This window comes from Actinosynnema sp. ALI-1.44 (assembly GCF_001984155.1).
Lineage (GTDB): Bacteria > Actinomycetota > Actinomycetes > Mycobacteriales > Pseudonocardiaceae > Kibdelosporangium.
Genome location: NZ_MTQO01000045.1, coordinates 235647 through 258062 on the forward strand (window position 1 = coordinate 235647; position 22416 = coordinate 258062).

Sequence of the window (22416 nt, forward strand, 5' to 3'; positions counted from 1 at the left end):
ATTCCCGCTCCCCGGCACTATCCGTTCGGAACGATTATCGCTGGAACAGGTGGACGATCCGCAACGCCGGGGACGTCAGGATCTCGTGTTCGCAGAACCGGCCACGCACCCATTCACCGCGGGAGAACAGTTTCGTCTGGTCGGCGAAATGCGGCGATGTGGGATCCGTGGATTGGGAGTACGTCAGCAAGGTCCGCGCGTCCGGGCAATTGCCGCCGTCGAACGAAACGGCCTGGATGTAGCTGGATCCGTGCACCAGTTCGGTGTTGCCCTTGGCCGGGTCCCACACCGGGACCTGCATGTTGAGCACGCCGAGGTTGTTGGGCGCGCCGTGGACCGGGATCTGCTCGCCGTTGCGGACGACGTACTGGTACTGGCCCAGTGGCGCGTCCACCGGGATCTTCGCGGCGCGCAGTTCGGCGACGGCGTCCATGAAGGCCTTGCGGACCGCCGGGCTGTCGGTGTTGAGCGTGTTCGGGGTGCGGACCGGGTCGGCGGCGTTGAACGGCACCTTCCACGAACCCGGCGGGACCTTCATCCAGAACCGCTCGAACAGCAACGCACCCTTGCTCCACGTGGAGTACGACTTGTCCCATTGTCTGACCGCCGCGCAGGCGTCGGCGACATCCTGCAGCGTGTCGCACATCTTTGCCGTGTCGTCCGCCGCAATCTGACCGGTCAGGCTGCGGTCGCTGAACACCGTGTCCTGGATGGCCTGCCTGGAGAACCGCTTGCCGTCCAGCTCGGAGATCGCCATCCGGGTCCGTGGGCCGCGCTCGGTCGCCACGTCGCCGATGATCCGCGGGTAGTTGGTGATCGGCGCGGCCGGGTTGGTCAGCCAGGCGCTGTCGTTGGAGTTGGCCACGTAGTCGGACCTGGTCAGCACCGGCTGCCTGGACGGACCAAGCAGTCCGGGCACGGCCGCGTCCTGGTCGTTGCCCCAGGCGCAGCTGGTCTTGGCGCCGTCGAGCACGGCGACGCCGGTGGACGGGAACACCGCCGCGCCCAGTGGCGTGTTGCACTGCCGCGCCAGCTCGTCGGTGATGTGCGGGACTACCTGCACGTCGGCGTAGGTCGCGTTGCCCGACCGGTCGGTGGCGATCGTGTTGACCCACGGCGAGCCGAGGGTGTCCGACAGCGCCTTGACCACGCCCTTGGTGTCACGGGCCCGCGCGATGTCCAGCCAGGTGTTGGCCGCGCGGATGTTGCCCCAGTTGGCGTCGCGCATGGCGTAGGCCGTCGTGTTCGTCCAGGTCAGTGGGAGGCCCAGGGCGGCGCCGATCACCGGGCCGTACCGGGTGGACCACAGCGTCCGCTCGACCTGGCCCAGGCTGCCGTCGGCGTTGCGGCTGGGCACGGTCACCTTGCGGCTGGTCATCTGCTCCGGTTTGCCGTCGACGAGGTAGGTCGTCGGCGATCCCGGCACCAGTTGCAGTTGGTACAGGCCGAACGTGCGCGGTGTGGCCACCGTGTGCGTCCAGGCGATGTCCTTGGTGTGGCCGATCTGAACGAACGGCAGGCCGAGCAGGCTCCCGCCGGACACGTCCAGCTTGCCGGGGATGGTCAGCTGGGACTGCCAGAACCGGCGGCCGCCCTGCCACGGGAAGTGCGGGTTGCCCAGCAGCAGCCCCTTGCCGTTGGCCGTGGCGTCACGGCCGAACGCGAAGCCGTTGCTGCCCATGTCCTTGGTGGTTTCCAGGGCGTCGGTGACCTTGCGGGCGGCGTCCCGCGGGATCGGCGGTTCGCTCACCGGGGCGGCCGGTGGCTGGGCCGACGAGATCTGGTCCACCAGCAGGGCCTGGCCGCTCATCGTGGCCAGGGCGTGCAGGTGCCGGTAGACGTCGATCTCCGCGATCGGCCGGACCCACGGGGCGTCGCGGCACGCCGGGTCGGTGATCCGGCGCTCGCCGACGAACCGGTTGTACCCGGCGACGTAGCCGGAGATGACCTCCCGCGCCTCCTGGCGCGGGCCGAGCGGCGCGCGCTGCCTGACCGTCTCCTCGACCACTCGCGAGTCGTTGACCTGCTGGAAGTACAGGTCGCTCGCCAGGCTCGTCGACGCGCTGCCGAGCGCGGGGTTGCCCGGCTTGTCCGGGCCGTAGAACTCCGAGCGGCGCGCGCTCAGCGTCACGTACAGATCCGCGATCTGGCAGATGTTGTCCTTCGCCGCGGCGTAACCGAACCCGTAGCCCAGGCTGGGGTAGTCGTTCGCCTTGATGTGCGGGACGCCGTTCTCGGTGTACCGGATGACGGCGGAGAAGCCTTGTTGTTCCGCCGCTGCGCCTGGCGACGCGGCCAGCGGGACAGCCACCGCGGCCGCGGCGGCGAGCGTGATCACTCTTCTCGATAGGGACACGTGGATCTTTCTACGTGACCCGATCGCGTCGGGCATCGGGGAACGCCCTGATCCGACAACGACTCGCCACCGGTGGCGCACCTGCGCGGCCACCGGCGGCGACCTGGTCAAACGAGGTGCCCGCGGAGGAAGTCGACGGTCAGCGCCCAGGCGCGCTCGGCGGGCTCGGGTTGGTGGAACATCGGCGCCACCCGGTTGTGGAAGGCGTGCCCGCCGTCCGGTTGGATGTGCAGTTCGACGTTCGGCCGTCCTTCGACCGCCGCCGCCACGTCGGCCACCTTCTCCGCCGGGATGTACGGGTCCTGCCCGCCGAAGTGCAACTGCAGCGGCGCCTTGATCCTGTCGAGCAGGTCCAGGTGGGCCGGAACTCCGGATCCGTAGAACGACGCCACGGCCGCCGGGGCCATCTCAGCGGCGGACGCGAACGCCACCGTGCCGCCGAAGCAGAAGCCGAGGAGCCCGACGCCCCCTGTCACCTCGGGCAGTCCCGTCAGGTGGTCGAACGCGGCGGCCACGTCCTTGATCCCGGTCGCGAAGTCGAACCGGCCTGCCAGGTCGATCGACTCGGCCAGGCCGTCTTCGTCGTGCCCGGCCCGCCACCCCGGCCGCAGCCGCCAGAACATGTCCGGCGCCGCGGCGACGTATCCCAGTTCGACCAGATCAGCCGCCACCGCTTCGATGTAGTCGCCGACGCCGAAGATTTCCTGGATCACCAGTACCGCGGGACCACCACCCGACGGCGACCAGATCTTCAGGTCGAATTCACCATCCTGGGTACGCACGAATTCAGTACGCTGCGATGTCACGCGAGCGAACCTACCCTTTCTGTTTGACTGGGAGGACGAATGGTCGAGTTATTACCCAACCGCCGCCACAGGCCGAGAACGATCATCACGGTCATCTCGATCGTGGCGGTGGGCACCACTCTCGTCGCCTGCGAACCCACCGCCGCGCCACCGGCCGCGACCACGGCACCGACCGAGTGGTCGTCGGAATCAGCCCAGCCACTCGCGCCGCCGAATGCGCCGCAATCAGCGACGACCGCGCCGAGCAGCAATGGAACACCGAAACAAACAACTCCCCCACCACCACAACCGCCCGCGCAACGGAAGGTCAATTGCATCACGTCGTTACGGGTGTGCGGTTTTCCCGATGCCAGCAACACCGGGTGGCAGCCGACCGGCGTCAAACTGACCACCGCGGGCGTGAACCTCACGTCCGAAGCGGAGTTCCAGATCACCGAACGCGGTGCGGTGATCGACGGGAAGGACATCCGCGGTTGCGTCAGCATCAAAGCCGACAACGTGAAGATCAAACGCAGCCGGATCCGCTGCGAGAGCTATTTCCCGATCCGGATCTACGAGGGCTTCCGCAACGCCGTCATCGAGGACACCGAGATCGACGGGCTGAACTCGGCAACGACGAACGCGGCGGTCGGGTTCGAGTACTACACGCTGCGCCGGGTGAACATCCACAGCCTCGGCGAGGGACCGCACATGGGCGCCGACGTGGTGATCGAGGACTCCTACGTGCACGACCTCGCCAGTTGCGACATCTGCCACAACGACGCCATCCAGTCGTCGGGGGCACGCAACGTCGTGCTGCGCCACAACACGTTCATCAACGACGCCATGGGCAAGAACGCCGTGGTCAGGATCGCGACCGAACAAGGCGACTCGCACAACTTCCTGGTGGAGGACAACCTGCTTGCCGGTGGGAACTTCGCGGTGCAGGTCCGCAGCCAGGGCAACGGTTTCCCGGTCGGCGTCCGCGTGCTCAACAACCGGATCGTGCCGACGTGGCGGTTCGGCCCGTTCGACGTGACCGACGGGCGGATCGAGGCGTCCGGCAACTTCCGCGACGACACACTCGCGCCGTTGCCGGCGGAATGAGCATTGCCTGAAACTCTGTTTTATGCCCTTGCCCGGAGGTCCTTAGAGTCGAATCGTGGAGTGGAATTTCCAGACAGCCGAAGCGCTCACAGCTGCCCTGCGCGCCGGCGACGTGACCTCAGTGGACCTGACCGACGACGCGATCACCCGGATCGAACGGGATGACAAAGCGATCAACGCGATCTGCGTACCGGACTTCGACCGGGCGCGGGCCGCCGCACGCGAGGCCGACGAGGCCCGCGCCCGTGGCGAGGACCGCCCGCTGCTCGGCATTCCGGTGACAGTCAAGGAGTCCTACAACGTAGCCGGGCTGACAACGACGTGGGGCATGCCGGAGCACCGGGACTACATGCCTGCCGAAGACGCTCTGCAGGTGTCACGGCTGAAGGACGCGGGCGCGGTGATCCTCGGCAAGACCAACGTGCCGGTGGGGCTGCAGGACATCCAGAGCCGCAACGACATCTACGGCACCACCAACAACCCGTGGGATCACAGCCGGACACCGGGTGGTTCGTCGGGCGGGTCGTCGGCGGCGTTGGCTGCCGGGTTCGGCGCGCTGTCCATCGGCTCCGACATCGGCGGTTCGTTGCGTACGCCCGCGCACTTCTGCGGCATCTACGCACACAAGCCCACGCTCGGGCTGCTGCCCAGTCGCGGAATGGTCGCGCCGCCCGCGCCGGCGTTGCCCGTCGACCTCGACCTCGCCGTCGTCGGCCCGATGGCACGCTCGGCCCGTGACCTCACGCTGCTGTTCGACGTGATGGCCGGACCGGACCCGCTGACCTACGGCATGGCGCACAACCTGGCGCTGCCACCGGCACGCCGTGAACGGCTGAGTGACTTCCGGGTCCTGATCCTCGAGGATCACCCGTACATCCCGACCGGGTCCGCTGTGCGGGCGGGCCTGAACCGGGTGGCCGACGCACTGGTCGGGAGCGGCGCCCGCGTCGAACGCGACAGCACGCTGCTGCCCGACCTGACCGAAGCCGCGATCCTCTACGCGCAACTGTGGTTCTCGGGCGTCACCGGACGTTTCCCGGCCGAGAGGTACGAGCAGCTGGTGCGGTATGCGGCCACGCTGAGCGAGGACGACCGGAGTCTCGACGCGGCGCGGATGCGGGGCGGGGCGTTCAGCCACCGCGACTGGATCCTGGCGAACGACCGCCGCGAGGCCCACCGCCACGGCTGGCGGCGGTTCTTCGCCGAGTTCGACGTCGTGGTCTGCCCGATCACGCCCACGCCCGCGTTCCCGCACAGCCGCGCCGATCTGGGGGAACGGCGGATCGACATCGACGGCGTCGAGCACCGGTTCCTCGACCAGTTCGTCTGGGCCGGTCTGGCCACCATGCCCGGCCTGCCCGCCACCGCGGTACCGGCAGGCCGGTCCCCCGAAGGTCTGCCGGTGGGCGTGCAACTGGTCGGCCCGATGTTCGAGGACCGCACCCCGCTGAGACTGGCCGAACTGCTCGAGCAGGAGATCGGCGGCTTCCGGGCACCGGCATAGCCGTCACACCTCCGGCTTCCGCCCAACGGAAGCCGGGGGTGTGATCCCGGCCATCCCCTCCTAGGGTCTCGGCAGTTCGACGACGCGATGGAGCGACACATGCCGAATGCCGCTGACCGCCGATGGGCCATTTCCCTTGCCTGGAGCGCTGTTCTGCTCGACGGGTTCGATCTGGTCGTGCTCGGCACGGTCATTCCCGTCCTTTTGGAACACAAGGTCTGGGGGCTGACGCCCACCAGCGCCGCGACTGTGTCCACGTTCGGGCTCGTCGGGATGATGATCGGCGCGTTGACGATCGGCGCACTGACCGACACCCTGGGCAGGCGCAAGGCGATGATCCTTTCCGTCGCCAGTTTCTCGTTGCTCACCGCGCTCTGCGCCTTCGCGCCGTCTGTTTTCGTGTTCGGGTTGCTCCGGTTCCTCGCCGGGCTCGGGCTCGGCGGGTGTCTGCCCACCGCGATCGCCATCGTCAACGAGCACGCTCGCCGTGACCGGACTGGGAGTGCGACGACGACCGTGATGACCGGCTACCACGTCGGCGCCGTGCTCACCGCGTTGCTTGGCATCCTTGTCATCCCCGACCTGGGGTGGCGGGCGATGTTCGTCATCGGTGCGGCGCCCGCGCTTGTCCTCGTGCCGCTCATGGTCAAGTACTTGCCGGAGTCGGCGGCGTTCGAGCACAAGCGGACCGCACTCGGTGCGTTCGCCTCGCTGTTCAAGAGTGGGTACGCGCGGTCGACTGTGGCGTTCTGCGTGACGTCGTTCATGGGTCTGTTGTTGGTTTACGGGCTGAACACGTGGCTCCCGCAGATCATGCGGTCCGCCGGGTACGAGTTGGGCGCCGCGCTCGCGTTGCTGTTGACGCTCAACGTCGGCGCTGTGGTCGGGTTGCTGGTCGCGGGTGCTGTCGCCGACCGGGCAGGCATTCGGCGGCCCACGGTCCTGTGGTTCGCCGCCGCCGCTGTGTTCCTGGCGTTGCTGAGCGTCAGGATGCCGCAGTTCGGCGCTTACGTCGCGGTGTTCGTGACCGGGTGTTTCGTGTTCAGCGCCCAGGTCCTCGTGTACGCCTACATCGGACGAACCTATGTGGACGGCAACAGGGCCACCGCGCTGGGGATGGCCGCCGGGGTCGGCAGGCTCGGCGCCATCAGCGGACCTGTCGTCGGCGGGACTCTGCTGGACGCCGGGGTCGCGTACCCGTGGGGCTTCTACGTTTTCGCTCTGGTCGGGGCGTTCGGTGCGGTCGCGGTCTGGCTGGCCAAGTCACCGGCGCCGGAACTCGCGGCCCAGCAGCCAGGCGAGGTAGCCACCGCCGATGGTCGCCGTGGCGATCCCGACCGGGAGCTGCGACTCTGAGAACAGCCTCTGCACGGCGAAATCACTCAGGAGCAGCAGCAACGCGCCCGTCAGCCCGGCGGCGACCGGCCCGGCCACCGGTGCCCTGGTCAGCCTGCGGGCGATCTGCGGCGCCGCCAGCGCGACGAACGTGATCGGTCCGGCCGCGGCGGTCCCGACCGCCGCGAGGGCCACGCTCACCGCGATCAGCACGAACCTGGTGCTTTCCACCCGCACGCCCAGCGCTTTGGCCGCGTCGTCGCCCATCTGCAGGATCGACAGCCGGTGGCTGAAGAACACCGCGAACGGCAGGAGCACGAGCATCGACCAGGCAACCGGTTCGACGTGCTCCCACCCGCGGCCGTTGAGCCCGCCGACCTGCCAAGCCACCGCGGCCATGGCGTCCTGCAACGAGGAATGGGTGATCAGGTAGTCGTTGGCGGCGAAGAGCATCGCGCTGACACCGATGCCGATCAGCACCAGCCGGAAGCCCTGCACGCCGCCCTTGAACGCCAGCAGGTAGATCAGGACCGCCGTCACGACCCCACCGGTCAACGCGCCGCCCGCGACAGCCATCATCCCGCCGTCGGTCAGCACGATCACCGACAGCGCACCGGTCGCCGAACCCGCGGTGAACCCGATGATGTCCGGGCTGCCCAACGGGTTGTCGGTCAGCCGCTGCATCAGCGCGCCGCTGATCCCCAGCGCGCCGCCGACCAGCAGCGCGGTCAGCAGCCGGGGCAGTCGCAGTTCCAGCACGATGAACTCGGCGCCGGGCGGGCCGTGGCCGAGCACGGTGTCCACCACTTCGGACACCGACAGCGGGTAGTCGCCGGTGGTCATCGTCAGGAAGACGAGCACGACGATCGACACGGCCAGGGCGACACACGCCACCAGGGCGCGGATGTCCAGCCGCACCGACAGCCGCGCGATCCGGATCGGGCGGCCCCGCACCGCCGTGCCGACGCTCACAGCTTGACCACCCGGCGGCGACGGCACAGCCAGATGAACACCGGTGCGCCGAGGAACGCGGTCACAATGCCCACCTGCAGCTCCGATGGTTGGTTGAGCACACGGCCGACCACGTCCGACCCGATCATCAGGGTCGGCGCGACGACCAGTGTGTACGGCAGGATCCAGCGCTGGTCCGGGCCGGTGATCAACCGGACGACGTACGGCACGGCCAGTCCGACGAACGTGATCGGCCCGACCGCGGCCGTGGCGGCGCCGCACAGCAGCGTCACGGCGATCACACCGAGGACGCGCGTCCGTCCGATGTGGGCACCCAGGGCCGACGCCGCCTGGTCTCCGAGAGCAAGTGCGTTCAGCGTACGGCTCAGCGCGAGCGCGAGCACGATACCGATCGTGAAGAACGGCAACAGCTGCAGCACGGTGTCGAGGTTGCGCCCGCTGAGCGAGCCGACGTTCCAGAAGCGGAACTCGTTGAACGCCAGCGGTTTCATCAGCAGGAAGGCGTGGATCAACGCGTACAGCACCGCGCTGACGGCGGCACCGGCCAGCACCAGCCGGTCCGGCGTCGGACCGCTGCGACCCGTCGAGCCGAGCACGTAGACCATCACGGTCGCGACACCCGCGCCGAAGAAGGCGAACCACACGTACCCGGACACGCCGGAGACACCGAACGCGCCGATACCGAGCACCACGGCCGCCGAAGCTCCCGCGTTCACCCCGAGCAGACCCGGTTCGGCGAGCGGGTTGCGTGACAACGCCTGCATCAGCGCGCCCGCGAGGCCCAGCGCGGCCCCGACCAGCAGACCGAGGATCGTGCGTGGGATCCGTACCGAATGGATGATCACCGCGTCGCGTGACCCGTCGTTGTGCCACAGCACGTTCCAGGTCGAAGCGAACGGGATGTCCTTCGATCCGAACCAGATGCTCAGCAGGCACACCACGACGAGGGCGGCGAGCGCGACGACGAGGCCGATGGCCCTGGTCGTGCGTAGTGCCGCCTTCTTCTGGGTGGGCTCCGCGTGGTCCGTAACGCTCACCACACGCACCACCAGGTCCAAGATTCCGACAATTGAGGCTAGGCTAACCGAAGTCCTCGGGTAGGGAAACACCAGGTGGCCGCCGTACTCGCTCCGCGGGGATCCGAACACCGCTTGGCCGGGCTGTCGATGAAGGGTTTGGTTCAATGATTCGCTGTTTGCTGGCCGCGTGCCTGCTTCTGCTGGCCGCGTGCGGCTCGGGCTCGACCACGACGTCCCCGCAGGCGCCCCAGTCCGGCGCCCCAGGCGGCGGTACGCCCGAAGCCGCCGCGTTCCCCGTCACGATCGAGCACAAGTACGGCAGCACGACCATCAAGGCGGAGCCGAAACGGATCGTGCTCGTCGGCATGATGGAGCAGGACGCGCTGTTGGCGCTGGGCGTGGTCCCGGTCGCCACCACGGACTGGCTGAAGAAGCACGAAGGGGCCATCGCGCCGTGGGCGACCGCCAAACTCGGCAACGCGCCCAAACCGACCGTCCTGACTGACGAGGGAAGCGGTCCGCAGATGGAGAAGGTCGCGGCACTGCGTCCCGACGCGATCATCGGCCTGTACTCGGGGCTCACGCAGGAGCAGTACGACAAGCTCAGCAAGATCGCGCCGACGGTGGCGCAGCCCAAGGACGTGCCTGACTACGGCATCGGCTGGCAGGAGATGACCAAGAAGGTCGGTCAGGTCGTCGGCAAGCCCGCGCAGGCGGACAAGCTCATCGCGGACTCCGAGGCGCTGATCGCCAAGGCCCGCAAGGACAACCCGAAGTTCGAGCAGTCGACGGCCGTGATCGCCACCACATGGGAGGGTTACTTCGTCTACGGCTCGAACGATCCCCGCACGCGCCTGCTGCACTCGCTGGGTTTCAAGTCGCCGCAGCAACTCGACAAGGTCATCGGTGACAAGTTCGGCATCTCGATCAGCAAGGAGCAGACCGAGATGCTCGACCAGAACGTGGTGATCTGGATCGCCGGGCCGCAGACCAAGGAGGCGCTGGCGAAGGACCCGGTCTACAGCAGCCTCAAGGTGGCCAGGGAGAAGCGGGACATCCTGATCGACGAGGCCTCCGACTACGGCAGCGCCGTGTCGTTCATCTCCGTGCTCAGCCTGCCGTTCCTGCTGGAGAAGTACGTCCCGCAGTTGGCGGCGGCCGTCAAGTAGAGCGTCGCCCGGCGGCCGCACACCGCCGGGCGCTCGCGAGGTCTGTCACAACCAGCCCACCAGGCCACGCAGGATCACCGCGGCCACGAAGACCAGCGTGAACGCCAGGTCGAACGACACCGCTCCCATCCGGACCGGCCGGACCACGCGCCGGACCGGGCTGATCACCGGTTCGGTGATCCGGTAGACCACGCCGCGCGCCCGCGCCACACCGCCGCCGCCACCCGCGAGGACACCCGTCCAGTCCAGGACGGCGCGGATCACCAGCACGACGATGAACAGCGTCAGCACCAGGCTGAGCAAGGCTCCCACTGCACTCATGGCAAAACTCCTCTCACCACCCAGCTTGCGCCGCGATGGTGAGAGGAGCCTGAGAAACACCTGTCTACATGGACTGGATGAGCGAATTGGGGCGCATGTCCGTCCAGTTGCTCTCGACGTGGTCCAGGCACGCCTGGCGGGTGTCCGGGCCGTGCACGACAGTCCAGCCCGCGGGCACGTCGGCGAATTCCGGCCACAGGCTGTGCTGGCCCTCGTCGTTGACGAGGACCTTGAAGGTGCCGTCCGGGTCGTCGAACGGGTTGGTCATCACGCGCTCCTCAGAGTTTCTTCGCCGCGGCCGACAGCGACGGCACCACTTCGTCGATCATGTAGGGGATGCTGAGCACGGTCGCGAACGACAGCGCGGCACCGGTCGACGGTTTCTGGTAGGGCATGTAGATCACGCGGTCGGCCTTGGCCACCGCGAGGTTGGCGTACACCGGGTTCTGCTTGATCCGCGTGACGTCGTCCGCCTTTTCCGGCAGCATCACCAGGACGTCGGTCTCCACCAGGTCGAGTCCCTCGTCACCGACCTCGATCGGGGTGCCGTCCTTGGTCTTGCCGTCGAGTTTCGGGTCCACCTGGAAGCCCAGTTCGGCCAGCAGGGTGACGCGCGGGTCCTTCGGCGAGAACACGCCCCACTTGCCCGGCGCCGAGCCGTCACCCACGATCAGCTTCCTGCCGCCGAACTCGGGGTGGTCCTTGCGGATCCGGTCGAACTTGGCCTCGACGTCGGTGACCATCCGCTGCGCCTCGGCCGGTTTGCCGAGCGCCTTGCCGATGGTGAGCGTGGTCTCCCGCCACGGCGCCGAATAGTCCTCGTACTTGCCGTTCTGCGCGACCGTCGGCGCGATCTTCGACAGCTTCTCGTACTGCTCCTTGGTGATCCCGGCGTACTGGCCGATGATCAGGTCCGGCCGCAGCGCCGCGATCTTCTCCAGGTTCGGCTCGGAGCCGTTGCTGATCACCTCGGGGCGGGCGTCGCCCCACTTGCTGTCGATCCACGGCCAGTTGGCGAACGGCCGCTCACCGAACCAGTCCGTCGCACCCAGCGGTTTGACGCCGAAGGCGAGCACCACCTCGTGGTCGGTCTGGCCGACCGTCACGACCCGTTTCGGCTCGGCTTTGAGCGTGGTGCTGCCGAACTTGTGCTCGATGGCCACCGGGAACGCCGCGACCGCACCGGGCGTGGCCTGTCCCGCGGCCGGAGCCGGGGTGGTCTGGCCGCCCCCGCACGCGGCCACAGGGACGACCACGCTCACGGCCAGTGCCGCGGTGACGAGCTTGCGCCGCAAGGGCGAGAAGAACATCATTGATCCTTATTCATTCCGACCGAACTCCGCTCACGGCGAGCTCTGGTTGCGCTGTCTGGTCGCCCGCTTTCCCCGAAACGATCGCGTCGAGGATCTCCCCCACGCGGACGGCTGTGTTGGACAGCAACGACGACGTGATGCCGTGCGTGTGCTCGGTCCCGCCCTGCAGGTAGATTCCGCAGCGCAGGTCGTCGACGGTCCAAACGCGATAGTCGCGGTCCACACGCAACCGCCCGCTGTCGTCGCGCAGGCAGTACCTGGCGACGTCGCCGAGCTGGCCGACCGGGTCGGCGGGCAGGTAGCCGGTCGCGAAGACCACGACGTCGGCGTCCAGCACGGTCCGCTCGCCCGTGGTGAGCGTCTCGACCGTGACGCGTACACCGTCCTCGGTGCGCAGGACCTGGGCGGGCCTGGCGACGTTGAACAGCCGCAGCCGCCGCGCGCCGCGCACCTTCTCCTGATATTCGCGGCGGTAGAGCTCGTTGATGAGGTCGATGTCGACGACCGAGTAGTTGGTGTTGGCGTGGTAGCCCATCAGCCGCTGCTTGACGTGTTCCGGCGCGGCGTAGAACTCGTCGACCGCTTCGGGGTCGAAGATCCGGTTGGCGAAGGAGCTGTCGTCCGACGGGCTGTAGCCGTAGCGGGAGAAGACTCCGCACACCTCGGCTTCGGGGAAGCGCTCGTGCAGGAACGCGGTGACTTCGGCACCGCTCTGTCCCGCGCCGACCACGACGAGCCGCTTCGGTTCGGTGACGGTGTCGATCCGGTGGAGCAGTTGGCTGTTGTGCCAGATGTGGTCGTCGGGTTCGACACCTTCCGGCATCGCCGGGCGCAACCCCGTGCCGAGCACGATGTTGCGGGCCCGGAACACCTCGCCAGAGGAGTCGCGCACGTCGAAGAACTCGCCGCCGGGCACCGGCGTGACCGAGACGACGTCGCGCCCGTACGCGACCAGGTCGTCGACCTGGGACGCGGCCCATTCGAAGTACTCGTGGAACTCGATCCGCAGCGGGAAAAGGTTCTTGTGGTTGATGAAGTCGACGAGGCGTTCGCGTTCCTTCAGGTAACACAGGAAAGTGAACCGGCTCGTCGGGTTCCGCATGGTGACCAGGTCCTTGAGGAAGGACACCTGCATCGTGGCGTTGTCGATGAGCATTCCCCTGTGCCAGCCGAATCGCGGCTGGCGCTCGAGGAACTGCGCGGTGACGGGTTCGTCGGCGTGCTCGTTGTACTCGGTGAGCGCGATGGCGAGGGCCAGATTCGACGGACCGAAGCCGACCCCGACGATGTCGTAGACCGCTGGCTCTGCCATACCCGTCCCATCGTTGACCAACAGATGCAAGGTCACCCTAACCTAACTAAGGTCAGCCTCAACTACTACATTCGAGGGTGACGCTCGTCGCTCCGACGAAGGAGGACCCTATGCGGGTCGCGATGTTCGGGTACCAGACCTGGGGGCACCGCACCTTGCAGGCACTGATCGAATCCGAGCACGAGGTGGTGCTCGTGGTGACACACCCCAAAAGCGAGCACGCCTACGAGAAGATCTGGTCCGACTCGGTCGCCGATCTCGCCGAGGAAAACGGTGTTCCGGTACTGCTGCGCAACCGCCCGGACGACGATGAACTGCTGCAACGGCTCAAGGACGCGAACCCGGACATCATCGTCGCCAACAACTGGCGCACCTGGTTGCCGCCGGAGGTCTACTCCCTGCCACCGCACGGCACACTGAACGTGCACGACTCGTTACTGCCCGCTTACGCCGGGTTCTCGCCGCTGATCTGGGCCCTGATCAACGGCGAGCCCGAGGTCGGCGTGACCGCGCACATGATGGACGAGACGCTGGACGCGGGCGACATCGTGCTGCAGCGCGCCATCCCGGTCGGTCCCACCGACACGACCACGGACCTGTTCCACCGAACGGTCGACCTGATCGGCCCGATCACCGTCGACGCGCTCGCTCTGCTCGCGTCCGGCGAGGCCCGACTGACCAAACAGGACCGTTCGAAGGCCAGCTTCTTCCACAAGCGGTCCCTTGAGGACAGCCGGATCGACTGGACGTGGCCTGCCGAGGACCTCGAGCGGTTCGTCCGGGCGCAGCCGGACCCGTATCCGAACGCCTTCACCTACCACAAGGGCGAGAAGATCCGCGTGCTCAAGGCGTCGGTGTCGAAAGCCTGCTACGGCGGCACTCCCGGCCGGATCTTCATCAAGGAAGGCGACGGCGTGGTGATCGTCGCGGGCGCCGACGCCCGCACCGGCCGCAACCGGGGCCTGGTCGTCGAACGAATCCGCACCGAGGACGGGACCGAGTACGCGGCGACCGACTACTTCAAGACCATGGGCGGTTACCTGAGGTCCTCATAGTCCTCGTAGGTCAAGAAAACAGTGCCCCTTGGGCGAAATCAGCTCCCGCGTTGCGCCACCACCGCGCGCGTTCCTCGGAGTAGACGCCGTCCACGATGACCTGCGCGCCGGACAGGTGCACGAGGCTGGACATGTCCAGCAACGAGTGCGTGACCGGTGACCCGGAGACGGGTTCGCGGGCGGTCAGCCACGGAGCGATCCGGACCGCCCGCAACGGCAGGTCCTCCACGCACACCATGTCGCCGGACGTCCCGCCGAAGTCCACCGCGACGGTCTGCACACCGTTGTCGGCCAACAGCTTCATGTTGTCCATCGCCTCGCCCTTGTCGGCGAGCAACGTCTTCACCGGCATGCCGATCCACAGCCGCTCCGGGGGCATGCCGGTTTCCCGCAGCACCGCGGCGATCTCGCCGACCAGGTCGCCGTCCGAGGACTGCTGCGCGGTGAGGTTCACGCTGAGCGGGACCGTCTTGTCCCACCGCATCCGTTGGCACGCGGTGCGCAGCAGCCACGGGCCCAGTGCGAGGATCAGCCCGGATTCCTCGGCCAGTGCCAGGCAGCGTTCGTCGTCGAGCAGGCCGTACTCGGGGTGGTCCCAGCGCAGCACCGCCTCGGTGCCGACGACTTCCTTGTCCGACAGGCGGACGATGGGTCGGTAGTCGACGGACAGCTCGCCGTTCTCCCACGCGCCCGGCATGGCCGCGGCGAGGCCGAACGTGCGCCGGTCGCGCTCGTGCTGCTCCGGGTGGAACAGCTCCCACTGCCTGCGGCCGTTGCTCTTGGCCCGCCGCAACGTCATGTCCGACGCACGCAGCAACTCGGCCGGATCCATGTTGCGGGGCGGGCGGTCCACCACGCCGATGCTCGCCGTCGCCGCGACACCGTTGTCGTCGATGTAGACCGGCTCGGACAGTTCCTCGTTGATCGAAACGACCATACTCAGAACGTCCGGTGTGGACGGTGAGTTCTCCACGACGATCGCGAACTCGTCGCCGTCGAACCGGGCGACCATCGCCTTCTCGCCGGCCAGCACGGCTTTCAGCCGCTCGGCCACCGCGATCAGCAGCAGGTCGCCGGTTCTGCGGCCGAGTCCGCCGGTGATCAACGAGAACGCGTCGAGATCCAGGTGGTACAGGGTCACGCCGTACGCCGGATCCGCCCGGCGCAACACGCTTTCCAGGTGCGTGGTGAAGAACTGCCGGTTCGGCAGCCCGGTGAGCACGTCGTGCAGCGCCTGGCGGCTCAACTCGTTCTGCAGGAGCTTGAGTTCGGTGCCGTCCTCGACCACGGTCACGAAATGCCGTGGCTGGTCGTCCCCGTCGCGCAGCAGGGTGGCGGTCACCGACACCCGCGCCAGTTCGCCGTCCTGGCGTACCAGGCGCTGCCCGCGCCGGAAGCGTTCGTTCTCGCCGTCGAGCAATGCCTGGTAGGACTCACGCAGGTAGGGCGCTTCGTCGGGGTGGACGAGGTCGAACAGGGACAGCTTGGCCAACTCCGCCGTCGTGTAGTCGACGATCTGCCCGAAGGAGTGGTTCGCGCGGATGAAACGGCCGGTCAGATCCGTGATCACGATGCCGCTCGACGAGCACGTGGCGACCTCGTCGAACCGCGCCTCGCTGACTTTCAGGTTCCACCGCGCGTCCCGCACGGCCATCACCAGCGCCTGTTCGACCTCTTCCTGCTGACGGAAGACGGTCTTGCGGATGGACTCGGCGTAGCTGGCCGAAATCGCGGCGATCATCGACACGACCTTGTCCGCCAGCCGGTCGACGTCCCGCAGCCGCCGGGACTTCAGCAGCCCGCGGCCGAGGACCTGCACGGTGCACCGCAGGCACACGCTGTCCGCGCAGTTCATCGCGACCAACTGCTCGGTGATCTCGGTCGCGGCCGACGTGTCCACGGGTTCGGCGCGCAGCGCGGTGACCAGCCGGGTGACCATGTCCCGCAGCCGCTCTTCCACTTCCGGCTGGGACAGCGGAATGTATGCGTTGTGGCACATCAGGTACGCCCATTTCCGGGCAAGCTTGTCCTGCTCACGAATGGTGTCGTTGTCGGCGACACTCGAATCATCCGGGAGCGGCGAGATCGACTCGCGCTGAGGCACCGAAAAAGCCTACCGACCGTCGTACGCCACTGGCCACAGATTGGTTCAGCGTTCAATCGAATGGGCCAATCGGGGGACGTGATGGCTACCCGACGCAACCGTCCCCTCCTTGTTGGTGAACGATTCGACTGTCTCCAGAAGAGTCCCGCCACCACTGATTGATGAAGCAGAACAATCACCGACCGCGCACCCACGACTACACCAACGCGATGATCCTATGATCATATAGTCCATTCGTCGCAATAGATCGGGTCAACGACTGGACCAATTCGCCCTTGACCCGACACCGGCCACGATCGAAGCACGAGCACCCCGTCAGAACAAGCCGCGTCCGAGCACTACGGGGCCATCAGGCGAGAGTGGACAGTGACACCTGATAGAGAACAGGCTGTTCACCGGCAACGCGATCAGGGCAGTCCACTTCAGACAGCAACGAGCAAATCTGTTGTCAGTGGCCGATCCGGACTCCGCGTCCCGCCGCGAAGAACTCCTCGAGCACGGCGCGGTGCGTACCGACCGCTTCCTCGTGCAGCGCACGGCCCGCCTGCGTCGGCGAGACGAAGATGTTGCGCCTGTCGTCCGGGCACATTCCCCTGGTCACCAGGCCGTCGCGTTCGAGGCGGGCGATCAGCCGCGAGAGCGCGCTCTGACTCAGGTGGATCCCGGCCGACAGCTCCTGCACGCGGCAGTCCTGCTTGTCGGTCTCGATCAGCCGATCGAGCACCTCGAACTCACTGGCGCCCAGGCCGTGCCGCTCGTTGAGCTCGCGCTCCAGAGCGCCCCACGTCCGGGCGTGCAAAGACAACATATCCCGCCACTCACAGACGAGCGGCCGGTCAGCGTCGGCGGCCATGCAGGGCACTATACCACTGCACACGCATACGATGCGCACGCATTAAATGCACTTGCATCGTATGCGCGCGCATGCAATAGTCTCGTCCGTGATCGAGTCAACGACTACTTCCACCTCGGATGTGCGCTGGGGACCGCGCTTGTGGGGCACGCTCGTGGTGCTGTGTGGCGTCATCTTCCTCGACGCTCTCGACGTTTCCATGGTCGGCGTGGCCCTGCCCGCCATCCGCGAGGACCTGCACATGACCACGTCCGCCCTGCAGTGGGTGGTCAGCGGCTACATCCTGGGATACGGCGGCCTGCTGCTGCTCGGCGGCCGGGCGGCCGACCTGCTCGGCAGGCGCCGCGTTCTGCTTGTCGCGCTTGCGATCTTCTCCATCGGCTCGCTCGCCGCCGGTGTCGTCAGCAGCCCTGAGCTGCTGATCGCGGCGCGGTTCATCAAGGGTGTCGCCGCCGCGTTCACCGCGCCCGCCGCACTGTCCATCATCACCACCACGTTCCACGAAGGCCCCGCACGCAACAAGGCGCTGAGTATCTTCGCCGTGTGCGCCGCGAGCGGTTTCTCACTCGGCCTGGTCGCCTCCGGTCTGCTGACCGAGATCGGCTGGCGCTGGCCGCTGCTGCTGCCCGGCCCGATCGGCCTCGTCATCCTGCTGGCCGCGCTGAGGTTCGTGCCGGACGACGGCCGTCCGGAGCGCAACGGCCAGGGCTACGACGTCGGCGGCGCCATCACGTCGACCGCCGCGATGCTGCTGCTGGTGTTCGCGATCGTCCAGGCGCCCGAGATCGGCTGGGTGCACCCCGTCACCATCGGCTCGTTCGTCCTCGTCGTCGCGCTGCTCACCGCGTTCGTGATGATCGAACGGCGCAGCAGCCACCCGTTGGTGCGGCTGGGCATCCTGCGCTCCGGGTCGCTCGTGCGCGCCAACCTCGGCGCGATGATCTTCTTCGGGTCGTACGTCGGCTTCCAGTTCATCGTCATGCAGTACATGCAGCGGCTGCTGGGCTGGTCGGCGATCCAGACCGCGCTGGCGTTCCTGCCCGCCGCCGTCATCGTGGCCGCCAGCTCGACCAAGATGGACAAGGTCGTCGACCGCTTCGGCACGCCGCGGCTGCTGATGCTCGGCATCGTCGCACTGGTCGGCAGCTACGCGTTCATGCTCGGCATGGACGTCTCGGCGAACGTGATCGGCGTCGTGCTGCCGAGCATGCTGCTGCTCGGGATCGCGTGCGCGCTGTCCATCACCTCGCTCAACATCCAGGCCACGGCCGGTGTCAAGGACGAGGAGCAGGGCCTGGCGTCCGGTCTGCTCAACACGTCGCTGCAGGTCGGCGGCGCGATCGGGCTGGCCATCGTGACCGCTGTCGTGTCGGCCAACGAGTCGCACACCGCCCAGGTCACCCCGGACGAACTGCTCGCCAGCTACTTCCCCGGCCTCGCGGTCGTCGCCGGGATCGCGGTGCTGGGTGTGGTCGTCGCGGTGACCGGGATCGTCGCCAACCGCAAGGAGAACAGGGCTCGGGCGCTGGCCGCCGAGCCCGAACTGGCCGGCGTCTGACGCCCGGATCCAGCCGAGGTGGGGGAGGCAGTCCCTCGTGAAGTCACGACTTCGCGAGGGACTTCTCGATACGCTGCAGAGGTGAGCCCGAGTTTCCGGGAGATTCGACGGCGGTGCGAGGCTTTGGCGCGCACTGTGCCGCTGCCGCAACCGTTCGACGCCCGGGGTCTGTGCCGCGTGCTGGCACACGAGCGGGGCCGCCCGATCACGCTCACCCCGATGAACGCGCACGACAGCGGCGTACTCGGGCTGTGGGTGGCCACCGACCAGACCGACATGATCTTCTACGAGGCGTCGACCACTCCCCCGCACCAGGAACACATCATCCTGCACGAACTGGCGCACGTGCTGTGCGACCACCACGCGGCGCGGCTGTCAGCCAACGAGCTGACCCGCATGCTCATGCCGAACCTCGATCCAGTGATGGTGCAACGGATCCTCGGCCGTACCACCTACCAGGCCGAACAGGAGCAAGAAGCGGAACTGCTCGCCTCGCTGATCACCCAGCGGGCCCAGCGCGAAGCCGTTCCCGGTCACCGCACCAGCGCGGTCGCCGACCGGATCAACGCGGTGTTCGACTGGCCGGAACCCGGCAATGACTGACTGGACCGACTGGATCAGGCTCTACGGCCCCGCCGTGCTCGCGTGGGCGTTCGTCGTCGGCAAGCTGGTCGACCGCAGGCGCCGCGCGGCCAGGAACGGGTCGGCGATCTGGTTCATCCTGTTCGGCCTGGCCTGCTCGCTCACCGCCATGGCACCGGCACCGTACCGGCTGATCAGCGAGATCTCCGGTGTGCCGAACCTCGGCAGGCTGTTGTCGCACCTGTCCATCCTGCTGGTGGCGGTGGCGGCGCAGGTGATGCTGACGCGGCTCAACGAGTCACTGCCGCCGCGGCCGGTCATGCACATCTGGTGGCCCACCACCGTCGCCGTGGCGATCACTGCCCTGTTCTTCCTTGCCGACACCCCGGTCGACGACGTCCGGTTCGCCGGGCGGTACGCCGGTGAGCCGTGGGTGCTCGAGTACTGGCTGGTCTTCGTCGCCGGGCTGGCACCGGCGTTCGTCCGGACCATCGTGCTGTGCTGGCGGTACGGCGGGCTGTCCGGCACGGCGACCGGCAAGCTCGGGCTGCGGGTGGTCGCCGTCGGCATCGCGTGTTCCCTGCTCTACCACGTGCACAAGGCGTTCTACTTCGCGGCGGCCGACATCGGGATCGGGTACCCGAAGGGCTTCGGCGGGCTGCTCGACCGGATGCTGCCGCTGCTGGCCGCGGTGTTCGTGCTGATCGGTGTGACACTGCCGACATGGGCCCGCGCACTCGGGCTGTCCGCCCTGTTCGGCTGGTTCGGGCGGATGCGCGACTACCACCGGCTGCGGCCGTTGTGGCTGGCGCTCTACCGGGCGACGCCACACATCGCGCTCGTGGCGCCCCGGCCCGCACTCCTCGACCTGCTGCCGACAGACCTCGACCTGCGGCTGTACCGGCGGGTCATCGAGATCAGGGACGGGCGGCTGGCGCTGCAGCCGTACCTCGACCCGGAGGTCGGTGCCGCCGCGCGCGCCGACGCCGACCTCACCGGCAGGGAACTCGACGCCCTGGTGGAGGCGAAGATGCTGGCCGCCGCGATGGCCGCGAAACGGGCAGGCGCACCTGCCCGCGACAGCGAACTGGTCACCATCGCGGGCGGTCTCGACCTGCAGAGCGACACAGCGTTCCTGCTCGACGTCGCCCGCGCGTACCGCCGGAGCCCTACGGCTGCCGAACCGGTTCGAGGGCAGGGCGTTTCGGCTTGATGTGATCACCGGACGACTCGCCACGCACCCTGCGCAGCACCCACGGCCACGCGTGTTCCCTGCTCCACTGGAGGTTCCGCGCACGGCGTTCGCGCACGCTGAGCGTCTCGCGTGGGCCTGGTGACGTGCTGGTCAGCTGGTGTTCGGCACCGAGGACGGTCAACACCTCGACGGCCACCGCTGTGTGCCCGAGTGCGTTGAGGTGCAACCGGTCCGGTGCCCACATCCGGCGGTCCCGCAGCTGCCGCATGGCCCACATGTCCACGACGAGCGCGCCGCGTTGTTTCGCGATCACCCTGGTGTGCTCGTTGTAGATGGCCACGCGGCCGCGCATCTTGCGGAACAACGCGTCTTCGACACCGTCGACGCCGGTGAACACGACCACCGTCGCGCCGGACTCGACCAGCCTGCCGATCGCTTTGTCGTAGTCGTCCATCAACGCGTCGATGTCCACCGACGGGCGCATCAGGTCGTTGCCGCCCGCGTACAGCGTGACCAGGTCGGGCCGCATGTCCAGGCCCGCTTCCAGCTGCTCGGCCAGCACCTGGCCCATCAGCTTGCCGCGCACCGCGAGGTTGGCGTACAGCAGCTCCGGCTCGCCGACCGCCAGCTGCTCGGCCACCCGGTCGGCCCAGCCGCGGACCCCGTTGGGGTACGTGGGGTCGTCGTCACCCACTCCCTCGGTGAAGGAGTCGCCCAATGCGACTAAGCGCTTGCTCATGTCTCCGAGGTTAATCGACGCTACTTTGAGCGTATGACGAAGGCACTGATCATCGGGGGCGGGATCGCCGGGGCCGTGACCGGGATGGCCTTGCGGCGGGCCGGGATGACACCGGTCATCTACGAGGCGTACGCCACCGGCGCCGACGACATCGGGGCGTTCCTCACGATCATGCGCAACGGGATGAACGCGTTGGAGGCGGTCGGGGCGCACCAGCCAGTCATCGACGCCGGTTTCCCCGCGACCAACGTCGAGTTCCTGGACAAATCAGGCACGAGGATCCACCTCAACCCGATGCGCAGCGGCGCGCGGACGCTCAAGCGTTCGGTGTTGTACCGCGTGTTGCACGACGAGGTGGCTCGGCGGGGCATCGAGTTGCACCACGGGAAGCGCCTGGTCTCAGCGTCGGTTGTGGACGGTCGCGTCCGGGCGGGGTTCGACGACGGCACCAGCGCAGACGGCGACCTGCTCGTCGGCGCGGACGGCATCCACTCCACGACCCGGTCGATCATCGACCCGTCGGCACCCGCGCCCCGGTTCACCGGCCTGACCATCGCGTACGGCTACACCAGGGCGACGTCGTTCCCGCTGTCGGCGGACGCCTACCGGATGATCTCCGGCGGCCGTGCGTTCTTCGGCTACACCACGGCGCCGGACGGTGAGACGTGGTGGTTCTCCCGCGCCCCCGAACTGGACCTGGCCACGGCCAACCGGCAGGACTTCGTCGACCTGCTGGCAGACGACAACACGCCCGCCGCGCAGATCGTGCGGTCCACCGATGACCTGTTCATCACGAACGCCTACGACGTGCCCGAGACCCGCTTGTGGCACAACGACTCCATGGTCCTCGTCGGTGACGCCGCGCACGCCGCGTCGCCAGCGGCCGGGCAGGGCGCGTCGATGGCGCTGGAGGACAGCGTGATCCTCGCCAAGTGCCTGCGGGACATCACGCCGGTCCCGGCGGCGTTCGAGCGGTACACCGCGATCCGCCGGGACCGGGTCGAGCGCTTGGTCGCGGAGAGCGCGGCGCTCGGGTCCGGCGCGAACCGCCGCGCGGCGCCACCGAAGCCGGAGGAGCGGCACTGGCTCTACGACCACGCGATCGATTGGGCAGCACCCGTCGCCTGATGGGGCCGA

The 22416-nt window shown here is 67.9% G+C and carries 21 protein-coding genes; 9 read left to right on the forward strand and 12 right to left on the reverse strand.

What is annotated here, in order from left to right:
• Positions 1 to 34 precede the first annotated feature (34 nt).
• The 3 genes from ALI144C_RS21740 to ALI144C_RS54515 all read right to left on the reverse strand — a co-directional run bounded on the left by ALI144C_RS21740 (position 35) and on the right by ALI144C_RS54515 (position 3572).
• Positions 35 to 2356: a penicillin acylase family protein gene (locus ALI144C_RS21740; protein WP_202819018.1), complete on the reverse strand. Its 2322-nt coding sequence runs from the start codon at positions 2354 to 2356 to the stop codon at positions 35 to 37.
• Positions 2357 to 2463: 107 nt separating this feature from the next.
• Positions 2464 to 3138 carry a dienelactone hydrolase family protein gene (locus tag ALI144C_RS21745; protein WP_076988957.1) on the reverse strand — a complete coding sequence of 225 codons (675 nt, stop codon included), beginning with the start codon at positions 3136 to 3138 and terminating at the stop codon, positions 2464 to 2466.
• A gap of 20 nt (positions 3139 to 3158) precedes the next feature.
• Complete coding sequence (locus ALI144C_RS54515; RefSeq protein WP_143230774.1) at positions 3159 to 3572, reverse strand: hypothetical protein; 414 nt, start codon at positions 3570 to 3572, stop codon at positions 3159 to 3161.
• On the opposite strand from ALI144C_RS54515, the gene ALI144C_RS21750 reads away from it, so the two are divergent.
• From ALI144C_RS21750 to ALI144C_RS21760, 3 genes are all read left to right on the forward strand, one after another.
• A complete protein-coding gene (locus tag ALI144C_RS21750) occupies positions 3562 to 4248 on the forward strand; it encodes a hypothetical protein (protein ID WP_143230775.1) in 687 nt (228 codons plus the stop codon). The genes ALI144C_RS54515 and ALI144C_RS21750 overlap by 11 nt on opposite strands.
• A 55-nt stretch (positions 4249 to 4303) precedes the next feature.
• A complete protein-coding gene (locus ALI144C_RS21755; protein ID WP_076988959.1) occupies positions 4304 to 5752 on the forward strand; it encodes an amidase in 1449 nt (482 codons plus the stop codon).
• Positions 5753 to 5851: 99 nt separating this feature from the next.
• Entirely contained in the window at positions 5852 to 7108 is a 1257-nt protein-coding gene (locus tag ALI144C_RS21760; protein ID WP_076988960.1) for an MFS transporter, read from the forward strand.
• On the opposite strand, the gene ALI144C_RS21765 is transcribed toward ALI144C_RS21760, so the two are convergent.
• Positions 7016 to 8059, reverse strand: a complete 1044-nt coding sequence (locus ALI144C_RS21765) for a FecCD family ABC transporter permease (protein WP_076988961.1) — start codon at positions 8057 to 8059, stop codon at positions 7016 to 7018. The genes ALI144C_RS21760 and ALI144C_RS21765 overlap by 93 nt on opposite strands.
• A complete protein-coding gene (locus ALI144C_RS21770) occupies positions 8056 to 9096 on the reverse strand; it encodes a FecCD family ABC transporter permease (RefSeq protein WP_076989150.1) in 1041 nt (346 codons plus the stop codon). The genes ALI144C_RS21765 and ALI144C_RS21770 overlap by 4 nt, the downstream gene beginning before the upstream one ends.
• Positions 9097 to 9242: 146 nt before the next feature.
• Here ALI144C_RS21770 and ALI144C_RS21775 point away from each other — a divergent pair, with 146 nt between their 5' ends.
• Positions 9243 to 10247 carry an iron-siderophore ABC transporter substrate-binding protein gene (locus tag ALI144C_RS21775; RefSeq protein WP_076988962.1) on the forward strand — a complete coding sequence of 335 codons (1005 nt, stop codon included), beginning with the start codon at positions 9243 to 9245 and terminating at the stop codon, positions 10245 to 10247.
• A 45-nt stretch (positions 10248 to 10292) separates the two neighbouring features.
• Here the strand turns inward: ALI144C_RS21775 and ALI144C_RS21780 are convergent, their stop codons facing one another.
• From ALI144C_RS21780 to ALI144C_RS21795, 4 genes are all read right to left on the reverse strand, one after another.
• Positions 10293 to 10568 carry a YggT family protein gene (locus ALI144C_RS21780; RefSeq protein ID WP_076988963.1) on the reverse strand — a complete coding sequence of 92 codons (276 nt, stop codon included), beginning with the start codon at positions 10566 to 10568 and terminating at the stop codon, positions 10293 to 10295.
• A 64-nt stretch (positions 10569 to 10632) separates the two neighbouring features.
• Positions 10633 to 10836, reverse strand: coding sequence for an MbtH family protein (locus tag ALI144C_RS21785; RefSeq protein WP_076988964.1), 204 nt, complete (start codon positions 10834 to 10836; stop codon positions 10633 to 10635).
• 10 nt (positions 10837 to 10846) lie between these two features.
• Complete coding sequence (locus ALI144C_RS21790) at positions 10847 to 11878, reverse strand: iron-siderophore ABC transporter substrate-binding protein (protein ID WP_076989151.1); 1032 nt, start codon at positions 11876 to 11878, stop codon at positions 10847 to 10849.
• Positions 11879 to 11891: 13 nt separating this feature from the next.
• On the reverse strand, positions 11892 to 13193 hold the full coding sequence (locus ALI144C_RS21795; RefSeq protein ID WP_076988965.1) for a lysine N(6)-hydroxylase/L-ornithine N(5)-oxygenase family protein: 1302 nt from the start codon (positions 13191 to 13193) through the stop codon (positions 11892 to 11894).
• 110 nt (positions 13194 to 13303) lie between these two features.
• Here ALI144C_RS21795 and ALI144C_RS21800 point away from each other — a divergent pair, with 110 nt between their 5' ends.
• On the forward strand, positions 13304 to 14248 hold the full coding sequence (locus ALI144C_RS21800; protein ID WP_076988966.1) for a methionyl-tRNA formyltransferase: 945 nt from the start codon (positions 13304 to 13306) through the stop codon (positions 14246 to 14248).
• Between the two features lie 10 nt (positions 14249 to 14258).
• Here ALI144C_RS21800 and ALI144C_RS21805 read toward each other — a convergent pair whose 3' ends face one another.
• Together ALI144C_RS21805 and ALI144C_RS21810 are read right to left on the reverse strand one after the other, a co-directional pair.
• Complete coding sequence (locus ALI144C_RS21805) at positions 14259 to 16352, reverse strand: putative bifunctional diguanylate cyclase/phosphodiesterase (protein ID WP_237774248.1); 2094 nt, start codon at positions 16350 to 16352, stop codon at positions 14259 to 14261.
• A gap of 448 nt (positions 16353 to 16800) precedes the next feature.
• Positions 16801 to 17205, reverse strand: a complete 405-nt coding sequence (locus ALI144C_RS21810; RefSeq protein ID WP_076988967.1) for a MarR family winged helix-turn-helix transcriptional regulator — start codon at positions 17203 to 17205, stop codon at positions 16801 to 16803.
• Between the two features lie 88 nt (positions 17206 to 17293).
• On the opposite strand from ALI144C_RS21810, the gene ALI144C_RS21815 reads away from it, so the two are divergent.
• From ALI144C_RS21815 to ALI144C_RS21825, 3 genes are all read left to right on the forward strand, one after another.
• Positions 17294 to 18763, forward strand: coding sequence for an MFS transporter (locus ALI144C_RS21815; protein ID WP_441297568.1), 1470 nt, complete (start codon positions 17294 to 17296; stop codon positions 18761 to 18763).
• A gap of 81 nt (positions 18764 to 18844) precedes the next feature.
• A complete protein-coding gene (locus ALI144C_RS21820) occupies positions 18845 to 19366 on the forward strand; it encodes an ImmA/IrrE family metallo-endopeptidase (protein WP_076988969.1) in 522 nt (173 codons plus the stop codon).
• Positions 19359 to 20558, forward strand: coding sequence for an MAB_1171c family putative transporter (locus ALI144C_RS21825; protein WP_076988970.1), 1200 nt, complete (start codon positions 19359 to 19361; stop codon positions 20556 to 20558). Before ALI144C_RS21820 ends, ALI144C_RS21825 begins: the two co-directional genes overlap by 8 nt.
• Here ALI144C_RS21825 and ALI144C_RS21830 read toward each other — a convergent pair.
• Positions 20515 to 21279 carry an SGNH/GDSL hydrolase family protein gene (locus ALI144C_RS21830; protein ID WP_076988971.1) on the reverse strand — a complete coding sequence of 255 codons (765 nt, stop codon included), beginning with the start codon at positions 21277 to 21279 and terminating at the stop codon, positions 20515 to 20517. The genes ALI144C_RS21825 and ALI144C_RS21830 overlap by 44 nt on opposite strands.
• 33 nt (positions 21280 to 21312) lie before the next feature.
• Here ALI144C_RS21830 and ALI144C_RS21835 point away from each other — a divergent pair, with 33 nt between their 5' ends.
• Positions 21313 to 22407: an FAD-dependent monooxygenase gene (locus ALI144C_RS21835; RefSeq protein WP_076988972.1), complete on the forward strand. Its 1095-nt coding sequence runs from the start codon at positions 21313 to 21315 to the stop codon at positions 22405 to 22407.
• The last annotated feature ends 9 nt before the right edge of the window (positions 22408 to 22416 follow it).